Source organism: Methylobacterium sp. E-065, assembly GCF_022829605.1.
Lineage (GTDB): Bacteria > Pseudomonadota > Alphaproteobacteria > Rhizobiales > Beijerinckiaceae > Methylobacterium.
This window is the reverse complement of sequence record NZ_JAKSYD010000094.1, coordinates 1-9970: the sequence shown is the minus strand read 5'-3', so window position 1 is coordinate 9970 and position 9970 is coordinate 1. Positions and strand designations below refer to the sequence as shown.

Sequence of the window (9970 nt, the reverse complement as noted above, 5' to 3'; positions counted from 1 at the left end):
CGCGGTACTTCGCGCCGCTATAGGGCCCGCACAGGTGCTGCGGCAGCACCGTCCCGACGACGCCCACGAAGGCGTCCCACCCGTAGGGCGTCGGCTTGTCGAACAGCTCCCGGACGCTGAGGTGGCTCATCTTCTCGACCTTGCAATCCTTGTCGGACCCGGCCGCCACCGCCGCGGCGGGGGGAGCGCGGGCATACGCTCAGGTGAACACGAGGTCCTCGGCGGTGCCCGGCTTGCCGTCGTGGCACTTCACCCCGGGCTTCAGCGCCGAAACCCGCTAACGGCCGGATACTACAAGGAGTGCAAGGTCGAGAAACACGACGACATCAGCGTCCGGGTGCTGTTCGACAAGCCGACGCCCTACTGGGGCGACGCCTTCGTGGGCGTCGTCGGGATGGTGCTGCCGCAGCACCTGTTCGGCCCCTATAGCGGCGCGAAGTCCCGCGACGCACCCCAGAACCTCGCCCCCGTGGGCACCTGCCCGTACCGGTTCGTGGAGTTCCGGCCCGGCGACATCGTCCGCGGCGAGCGCAATCCGGATTACCACCTGCCGAACCGGCCGTATTTCGACACGATCGAGATGAAGGGCGGCGGCGACGCGGTCTCGGCGGCCCGGGCCGTGCTCCAGACCGGCGAGTACGACTATGCCTGGAACCTCCAAGTCGAGGACGAGGTGCTGAAGCGCCTGGAGACCGGCGGCAAGGGCCGGGTCGACGTGGTCTATGGTGGCAATCTCGAGTTCCTGCTGCTCAATGCCGCCGACCCGAACGTCGAGGTGGACGGCGAGCGGTCTTCGATCACGACGAGGCACCCCGCCTTCTCGGACCCGAAGGTCTGCCGGGCGCTGAATCTGCTCGTCGACCGCAAGTCGATCGAGACCTACATCTACGGACGCACCGGCAAGGCCACCGCCAACACGGTCAACGGCCCGGAGCACTTCGTCTCGAAGACCACGAATGTCGCCTTCGACCCGGCACGCGCCAACGCGCTGCTCGACGAGGCCGGCTGGACCAAGGGCTCGGACGGCATCCGCGCCAAGGACGGCAAGAAGCTCAAGCTGGTCTTCCAGACCTCGATCAACGCCCCGCGCCAGAAGACTCAGGCGATCATCAAGCAGGCGGCCGCCAAGGCCGGCATCGAGATCGAACTGAAATCGGTGACCGGCTCGGTGTTCTTCTCCTCCGACCCGGCCAACCCCGACACCTACCCACATTTCTATGCCGACATGGAGATGTACACCAATAACATGACCCAGGCGGATCCAGCGATCTGGCTGCTCCAGTATGTTTCGTGGGAAGTTGCGACACAGGAGAACAAGTGGCAGGGCCGCAACGTCGTACGCTGGCGCAACGACGCCTACGACAAGGCCTACAACGCCGCCCAGAGCGAGCTCGACCCGGTCAAGCGGGCGGCGCTGCTCATCACCTGCAACGACCTCGCGGTCTCCGAGCACGTGCTACCATTGATCCACCGGGCGAAGGTCTCGGCTGCTAGCGCCAAGCTCGTCGCCCCGCAGAGCGGCTGGGACAACGACCTGTCGTTCCTGCCCGACTGGTACCGGGAGGCCTGAGCAGGAGAGCGGGGCCAGGGACGCCGCCATCCTGCTACGGCTTTTCATCGCAGTCCGTCGTCGCGCCACGTCGACCGGGCTTGGACAACTGCTAATCTTGAGCCGCTGGCGGTGAGTGCCGCATGAATGTCGGAGGCGATTCGACGTGAGCCGCCTCGTAGCCTTCGGCGTCATGGCGCTGATCTGGGGGGTGACGTGGTTGCCGACGAAGATCGCCGTTCAGGCCGTTCCGCCGATCTTCCTCGCAACGGTGCGTTTCCTCCTCTCCGGCATCCTTTTCCTCGTCATCGTACGCGCGCGGCGCCTGCCGCTGCGCATCCAGGCGTTCGGCCGGATCGTCGCCGCCTCGCTCCTCATCACGACGGGCTGCTACAGCTTCGTCTTCTGGGGTATCGCTCATGCGCCGAGCGGTCTGTCAGCGATCGTCAATCTGTCGCTGATGCCGATCTTCCTCGCCCTTATCGGTTTTATCTACGGCCAGGAGCGCCTCAGCGCGCGTCGAGTCGGCGCGATCGGACTTGGTGTCGTCGGTCTCGCGCTCCTGTTCTCAGGCCGTAACGGGGCCGCGCAAGACGGCGTCACAGCGGTACTTGCGCTTTCGTCAGTGGCAGTCGGTACGGCCTGCTATGCCTGGGGCTCCGTCATCAGTCGGCCCTTGACGCAGACGATGCCGCCACTGGTTCTGGCCTTCTGGGAGACGCTCATCGGCGCGATCGGGCTCATGCCTGTCTCGTTGTTCGTCGAGGGGTTCGATCCAGGCCGCTTCGCCGCCCTCCGGGACGAGCGAGTGCTCGTTTGCCTCGGCGTGATGGTAATCGGCGGTTCGCTGATCGCCTTCTCGATCTTCCTCTGGCTGGTGCGAGACTGGGGCGCGTTCCGCGCCGGCCTGTACGCCTTCGTCAGCCCGGTGATCGCGGTCACGATTGGCATCCTCTACGCGCACGAGCCCTTCGGATGGGCGGAGGCATCGGGTATGGGGATTATGCTTGCAGCGGCCGCGTTGGCGCTTGCCGAATGATCAGGTGTGCAGGTCGGCCAAGCTGCTTCTTGAGCGGTTCGTGACGGGAGGCACACGCAAACCGCTTCCTGGTTCGGCTGCGCCACTATTACACCTCGCGCTGTAAGATCGCATTTCGCTGCGTTGGGTCCGAGGCGGTCGACCGGTTCTGGCCGGAAGCCGCCTGTCCGCTACAGAGAACGCCCGCTGGAAAAGCGGACGGTCATGAAACGACCCGTACCGGCCGCTTGCACCATGCCAAGCTATTCCCAATAACAGCCATAAGGCGGCCCACTACGTTCGACACCTCATGATCATCCATCACGAGTACGTGATTTTTTGGCATACAAAATTCCCCTACTGCGGCACAGCAAAGACTCAGCTTATTGGGTTTGATGCAGCCAAATTTGGGAACACAAAAAATGGATGCCAACCGACGCGCATTTCTTGGGACCGCCGCCCTGGGAGCTGGTGGCCTGGTAGCGCTGACGCAGCAGGCTGCTGCAGCGACAACGGATCATGGAGCACCCGGCGCCGGCGGCTCCGGCCGTGATGTCCAGCAGCTCCCCCCGGGCGCGCAGGTTGCCTATCACGATCCCAAGGATGTCGGCGCGATGCCCGACTTCCACTTCTCCCTTGATGGCAACGTCCCAAAGGTGACGTCCGGCGGCTGGGCTAAGGAGGCCACGGTCCATCAGTTCCCCATCAGCAAGGGGATCGCGGGCGTGCACATGTTCCTCGACCCCGGCGCCTCGCGCGAGCTGCATTGGCACGCGATCGCGGCCGAGTGGGCCTACGTGATCGACGGCCGCTGCCAGACCGTCGTGCTCGATCCGTCGGGGGCGAGCGAGATCAACAATTACGAACCGGGCGACCTCTGGTTCTTTCCGAAGGGCCACGGCCACTCGATCCAAACGATCGGCGACAAGCCGTGCCACTTCATCCTGTCGTTCGACAACGGCGCCTTCTCGGAGCACGGCACCTTCTCGATCACCGACTGGGTCGACGTGTCCCCGAAGGACATGCTGGCGGAGAATTTCGGGCTGCCGAAGGAGGCGCTCAACGCCTTCCCGAAGGGCGAGGCCTATATCCAGGCCGGCCCGGTCATCCCGCTCTCTCAGGCCCTCGATGCGCCGTGGCCGAAAGAGTCGACCCACAAGTTCCGGCTGCTCAAGGATCCGCGTGCCGTGCGCGAGTTCGACGGCGGGACCTTCCGCCTCGCAACCGTGGACGAATGGCCGGTCTCCAAGTCGATGTCGGGCGGCGTCATGACCATCCGGCCCGGCCAGATGCGCAAGTTCCACTGGAACGTGAACGCCAACGAATGGCACTTCTACCTGAAGGGTAAGGGTCAGGTGGCGCTGTTCGGCTCGGGCGGCCGCGGCAAGGTGGCGGAGTTCTCGCCGGGCGACGTGGCCTACATTCCCCAGGGGTTCGGCCACGCGATCAAGAACGTCGGCGACGAGGATCTGGAGATCATTCAGACCTGGGATAACGGCAAGTTCGAAGAGATCGACCTCGATGCCTGGATCAAGGCCAGCCCGAACTATCTCGTGTCGAACAACTTCGCTGGCGTGCCAGCCGAGACGATCGCCAAACTGAAGCAGAGCTGATCGAAGGTCTATTATCGACTGAAAGGGTGGGGTTCGCCTACAGGACCTCAGCCGCTATAAACTTAGACAATCTGCTGCACCGCCTTACCGTATAACACGTCCGATTATGCCTCTTAGCTGCCCGAAAGGAGCCCGGCAGATTTCCACCCCAAGCGGTCATCCCGCTTGCGACCCAAAATTGACCTTAGTGGTGGCCTGCCTGATGCTCCAAAGCAGTCGTTGGTAGCGCTTCGGTCTCAACGGTGGAATGCGCGTGCTTTCATAGCAGGCCGCTCGAACTGCCTGTTATGATGTATATGCGCGGGAGGTCTTTCATGAACGATCAAGAGATTAAACGCGCTCTCGACAAGCACTGGGCAGCCTCGGACGCTTACGATTTTGAGGAAGAGCATCAGATCTATCTCGACGACGCAGTGCTTGAATATCCTCAATCCGGCGAGCGTATCAGTGGGCGGCACAAGATTCAGGCATCTCCTTCGGCACAACCTAATAAGAAACGGTTTGATGTGCGACGGATTGTCGGATCTGGCGATCTATGGGTGACGGAGTACGTGCTCACGTATGACGGTAAGCCGTCCTACACCGTGAGCATCATGGAGTTTCGCGACGGGAAAGTTGTTCGGGAAACGCAATATTTTGGTGACCCATTTGCCCCGGGACCGTCGCGTTCGCGGTGGGTTGAACGGATTGTTTGACTTCGAGACGCGGACTGGCAGAGCGAACCGCCGATAAGCGAGGGTTCGCTTTCTGGGTTCAACGGCCGATAGCAGATTAGCAGATATCCACCCGATCAGGTCGTAGAGCGGTCGGACGGGTCTCGACACAATTTCGTCGTATCGCCGGCTTCCGGTGGACGCCAGCAGCGGACACCGATGCAGTTGCTTGGTTAAGGACGTGTGCCTGTTAAGGCATTTGCGTGCAAATACAATTTGGACCACGCCGCATATCGAAATATTCATTCGATTTTCAGCGTGATCTTCCTGATGGTGTAGTGCATGCACAGCTATAGATGCATTGCCGCTCGTTGGTAGCATGCTCTAGTGCGTGGCCGCTGCCCCACTCACGCGCCAGACTGTGTTGCCAACATCGTCTGCTACGATCAGAGCGCCGGTCCTATCAAGCGCCACGCCGACCGGTCGTCCGCGAACGGTCTTCTTGTCCTGCGCAAGGAAGTCGGTGACCACTGGAAGCGGTGCTCCGTTCGGGCGTCCATCGACGAAGGGGACGAAGATCACCTGGTAGCCGTTCAGCGGATCCCTGTTCCAGCTGCCATGCTCGCCTACGAACGCGCCAGTGGTGAATTGCGGCGACACCGTCTGGCCCTGGCTGAACGCGACACCGAGGGCCGCAACGTGGGAGCTTAGTCCATAATCCGGCTTGATCGCCTTCGCGACCATGTCCGGCTTCTGTGGCTGGACGCGGTCGTCAACGTGCTGCCCCCAGTAGCTGTAGGGCCATCCGTAGAAGCCGCCCTCCTTGATCAAGGACAAATAGTCCGGATCCGCATCCGGCCCGTTCTCGTCGCGTCCATTGACGACGGCGAACAACTGCCCTGTTCCCGGTTGGACCGCGAGGTTCGTCGGGTTGCGTATCCCGGTCGCGTAGAGGCGTTTGGCGCCGGTCAGCCTGTCGACCTCAAAGATGGCCGCGCGATCCTCCTCGATATCCAACCCGTTTTCGGCGACGTTGCTGTTGGACCCAACGCCGACGTAGAGCTTCGATCCATCGGGGCTCGCGACCATCGACTTGGTCCAGTGATGGTTGATCGGGCCGGCCGGCAGATCCGCGAGTTTGGTCCCCGCCTCCTTGATCTCCGTCTTCCCGGGCTTGAACGGATAGGCGATGATCGCGTCGGTGTTGGCTACGTACAGCGTATCCGCCACTACCGCGACGCCGTAAGGCGAGTGCAGATGGTCGACGAGCACCGTCTTCAACTCCGGAACGCCATCGCCGTCGGCATCGCGCAACAACGTGATGCGATTACCACCTTTGTCGCCAGCACCGCCGCGGGCCTTGATCAAACCCGAGATGTAGTCCTTTGGCCGGAAAGGCTTGGTACCGGGGCCGTTGCTTTCGACGACGAGGATGTCGCCGTTGGAGAGTGGGTAGACGATACGCGGATGCATCAGCCCGTTCGCCATGGCCTGGATGCGCAGGCCGCCGGGAACCGTGGGCGTTTCCCCCTCCTTCCAGCCAACGGCCTGCGGCACGCTCATAGGGGGGATAACGTACTGATGGGACTCTGGGATGTCCGGATTGGATCCATATTGTTTCGAGGGATCGCCCCCCTTGTCGTTGCAGCCGGCTAGCATTGCGACGACCATCAGGCTGGAAGCTGCGTGGAATCGCTTCATGGTCATGCGTTCTCTCCCCGGGCGAGACCTTTAACGCCAGTGACGCACCAGCCGCGAAGGCCGGCTACGAGAAGCAGGATTGCGACGATAGCCGACACGGCGATCCCGGACGGAACGACAGACGTCCAGCCATCGCGCGTGTGAATAAAGACGTTGACGATCGAGAGGATTGCGGCGACGGTCAGCAGGCCGAAGTCGGGCCAACTGATCGGCCCGGCCCTGCCGAGCATGTAATCGAGCACAAGCACGAGCGCAGCGACTAGGGCCAGCACGAGCCCGCCGGTGAGCAGCCACGCCGAGAAGTTGGCCCACTGCATCAGCGCATTGCTGAAATACATGGAATCCGTGAACAGAGCGGCCATCAGCAAGGCGCCGCCAAGGCCGACGAACAACGGGTGCAGCGGTCTGGGCGCACGATGCCCGTCGACTTGCCTTGCCATTTCAATCTCCATTGCTTCGAAAACTAATCAGAGCTCCATCAGGCAAGCATGGAGCACGAAACTTCGGATAGCTGCCGCATGGCTCGGCAGGTTCATCGCTAAAGCAAAGTCCAACCAACGTGCTGTCTCCAGTATACATCTCGCATCTTCCTGGCGAGCCCGGCGACGGGCTGCCCGCCTGGGTGTCCTACCCGGCGGAACTCGTGGCAGTGCATCTCACGAACGCTGGGAAACTCTGCGAGTGAAAGTCACCTCAAGACGTGCGATCCCGTTTGAGTCCATTGATTGCCCGGTTGCCGCCCTTGCTCCCGCTGCAGATGAGCAGCCAAACCGTAACCACTACGACTGCAGGTTCTAAGCGGCGGCTGCGGCTGAAAGTTCAGATATTCGGGTATGACCACCGCAGAACGTGACAGCCATGCCACGGCCACCATGATTTGACCGGACCTCCACCCATGTGCTTGCCGCCACCGGAACAAACTGCACTCTGGCACGGTGATTGGAACACGCTCCGCCCTGACCTTCTTAGCTGTCTCCCTTGCCGTTACAGCGCCTGCCAGCGCTGGAGACGATGCGTTCAAGGGCGTCGTGGGTCCCTATGGCGAACGCCTGAGCTATGACGAGAAAGGATTGACCCTCACGTTTCCTGATCAAGAGGTGAAGCTTGAGATCGGTGGCCGGTTGCACATCGATGCCGGCGCAGCCGGTTTCAGTCGGCCGGGCCTGCCCGAGGCTTTCCCAGACAATGTCGCGGTGCGCCGGTCCTGGATCGAGCCGACGCTCACCATTGGTCGTGATTGGGTGATCGCCTTCCAATACGATTTCAGCGACCCGCTGCAGCCCATCAACGATGCCTTCGTGGCGTGGAAGGGGTTGCCTGACACAATCCTCACGCTCGGCAACATGAAGGTGCCGTTCAGCCTCGAATGGTTGCAAAGTAACAACAACACCCTGTTCACCGAGCGCTCGCTGGCGAACGCCTTCGTACCGGACCGCCGGTTCGGAGTTGCGGTCGGGCAACATGGGCAGGCTTGGACTGCGGTGGCCGGGGTGTTCGGAAATGCGGCCAGCAACGGCATTGCCGGCGATGGAGTGGCGGTTGCGGCCAGGGCGACCTGGGCACCAATCCTGGAGGAGCACGAGACCTTGCATTTCGGGCTCGCAGGCATTTATCGACGCCGCTCCCGAAGTGACGGCGATTTCAGCTTCTCCACGCAGGCGGAAGCCTCCCTATTTGCTCGCTCGTTCGTGGATACAGGAGACCTACCCGACGTGGCGCGCGCGTCCCGTATCGGCGCTGAATTCGCCTATCGCAAGGGCTCGTGGCTGCTTCAGGCCGAGTACATCCATGCCGAGACCGAGCAGTTCGCGGGCCCGAGCGGGACGGCGCCGGTCCTCGGTTTCCAGGGCGGCTACGTCGAAGCGGGCCTGGTACTGAATGGAGAGGGTCGCGGTTACTCGCTGGTACCCCAGGGCGGCACGACCTATGCGACCTTCAAGGGCGTCTTGGTGCCGGATGCGCAGCGCGTCTCCCGGGGCGGGATCGGCGTCTTCGAGCTGGCCGCCCGCTACAGTGCCATCGACCTCGATGCCCGGGGGCTCCGCGGGGGCGCCGAGCGGGACGTTACCGTTGGCTTGAGCTGGTACCCTGAGCCGAACCTACGCTTGATCGCGAACTACATCCACGGGCGTGTCCGGCCAGGCGACACCCAATCCAATGCCATTGGCAGTGCGCCCTTTTCGGTCGACACTGTTGTCACGCGCCTGCAGATCTACTGGTGAGTGCCGTTCAGTCGGCACAGTGGCGATAGCCCCGTAGGTGCCAGGGGGAGGGCTTGAATCGGGCGCATTGAGAGAGGCCAACCAATCCACGCTTCAGTGTCAACATCCTGAGCTACAACAGTTCGAAGTCTGCCCTGAACGCCGTGACCGTAGCCTTCTCCAAAGAACTCGCCACATATGGGATCAAGGTCAACGCCGCTAATCCGGGCTACACCGCGACAGACTTCAACAACGATACTGGATACCGATCCCTCAAGCAGGCGGCTGCTGGATCGTCTGGCTGGCGAACCAAGATGCATCCGCTCAAACTGAAGGTTTCTTCTTCGAGCAAATCCGAATGGCGTGGTAACGGAAGGCTGACGCCGATTGGTCGGCTGACTCTTTCCAGCCCTTCCGACGTCTTATCGAAATCAGCGGGCGAAGCGACAACGTCCGCTTTGACGCATCACCTGCTTGGAAGCGGACGGTCGCAAATCCACCCAACCCAGCCATTCAAGAACGCCCGCCGCGGAACCGGATCTGGCCGAAAGCGGAACGGCTGCTTCGGAGCAAAAGTGCTGGAAAAGCAGACGGCCTTCTAACGACCCATAGCAAGCCCTGAGAAGGTCTGCTTTTGGGCGCGTGATGGGAGTGGCCTTACGACCGGGACTGAGGGGACATAACGTTCCGGCTCAACGCAGACGGTTCCGCGCGACGTGTTTCTCCGGTTGGCGTGGAAGCCGAAGTGCTAGGACGAGGGCGCCGGGCCAGAACACGAGGCTGAGAAGGACAACCGTGCCGATGGCTCGGCCCTTCCACCAAGCAATTGCGATTGGCGCGAGCAGCCCCGGCACGGCGAAGATGAGGAAAGCCCAAAAACTGAAGGTCGGACAAATCCATAGACGTGCCACCAATTCAACTAGAGCACGACAAGGTCAGCTTCGGCCTCACCCGCCGTGCCCTCGAGCCTCATGCTCGTGGGCTGTGGTGGTGCGGACGCAGGAACGGGCTCAGCACCAGCATTGCCACGCCGACCAGGACCAGCAGCCAGATCGACGGTCGGAAGTCGCCGCTGAGGTCGCGCACTGAACCGACTAGGGCCTGTCGTCGCCTGAACGGACTGGCGGGGCTTGCGTTTCCTCTCTTCAAGGCAGGAGGGATGATGCTGAGCGACGCGCAATGGTCTGAGCTGGAGCCGCTGGTCGAGGCGTGCCGTCCGAAGGCCAAGACGCCAC

At 62.1% G+C, this 9970-nt stretch carries 8 protein-coding genes and 1 pseudogene; 6 read left to right on the top strand and 3 right to left on the bottom strand.

Going from position 1 to position 9970, the window contains the following annotated elements:
* Positions 1-277: 277 nt before the first annotated feature.
* From MKK84_RS09390 to MKK84_RS09375, 4 genes and pseudogenes are all read left to right on the top strand, one after another.
* Positions 278-1570, top strand: a pseudogene (locus MKK84_RS09390) (peptide ABC transporter substrate-binding protein); the annotation flags it as partial.
* Between the two features lie 172 nt (positions 1571-1742).
* On the top strand, positions 1743-2588 hold the full coding sequence (locus tag MKK84_RS09385; RefSeq protein ID WP_243919059.1) for a DMT family transporter: 846 nt from the start codon (positions 1743-1745) through the stop codon (positions 2586-2588).
* 401 nt (positions 2589-2989) lie between these two features.
* Positions 2990-4180: a cupin domain-containing protein gene (locus tag MKK84_RS09380; protein WP_243919055.1), complete on the top strand. Its 1191-nt coding sequence runs from the start codon at positions 2990-2992 to the stop codon at positions 4178-4180.
* Between the two features lie 314 nt (positions 4181-4494).
* Complete coding sequence (locus MKK84_RS09375; protein ID WP_243919054.1) at positions 4495-4875, top strand: nuclear transport factor 2 family protein; 381 nt, start codon at positions 4495-4497, stop codon at positions 4873-4875.
* Between the two features lie 342 nt (positions 4876-5217).
* Here the strand turns inward: MKK84_RS09375 and MKK84_RS09370 are convergent, their stop codons facing one another.
* Positions 5218-6534 (bottom strand): PQQ-dependent sugar dehydrogenase, encoded by a 1317-nt coding sequence (locus MKK84_RS09370; RefSeq protein WP_409566473.1) that lies wholly within the window; start codon positions 6532-6534, stop codon positions 5218-5220.
* 2 nt (positions 6535-6536) lie between these two features.
* Positions 6537-6974, bottom strand: coding sequence for a DUF2231 domain-containing protein (locus MKK84_RS09365; protein WP_243919052.1), 438 nt, complete (start codon positions 6972-6974; stop codon positions 6537-6539).
* 588 nt (positions 6975-7562) lie between these two features.
* Between MKK84_RS09365 and MKK84_RS09360 the strand changes: the two genes are divergently transcribed.
* Together MKK84_RS09360 and MKK84_RS09355 are read left to right on the top strand one after the other, a co-directional pair.
* Positions 7563-8756, top strand: coding sequence for an OprO/OprP family phosphate-selective porin (locus MKK84_RS09360; RefSeq protein WP_243919051.1), 1194 nt, complete (start codon positions 7563-7565; stop codon positions 8754-8756).
* 143 nt (positions 8757-8899) lie between these two features.
* Positions 8900-9337 carry a hypothetical protein gene (locus MKK84_RS09355; RefSeq protein ID WP_243919050.1) on the top strand — a complete coding sequence of 146 codons (438 nt, stop codon included), beginning with the start codon at positions 8900-8902 and terminating at the stop codon, positions 9335-9337.
* Between the two features lie 367 nt (positions 9338-9704).
* Here MKK84_RS09355 and MKK84_RS09350 read toward each other — a convergent pair.
* A partial coding sequence (locus tag MKK84_RS09350; RefSeq protein ID WP_243919060.1) for a hypothetical protein occupies positions 9705-9970 on the bottom strand: 266 nt, incomplete at its 5' end.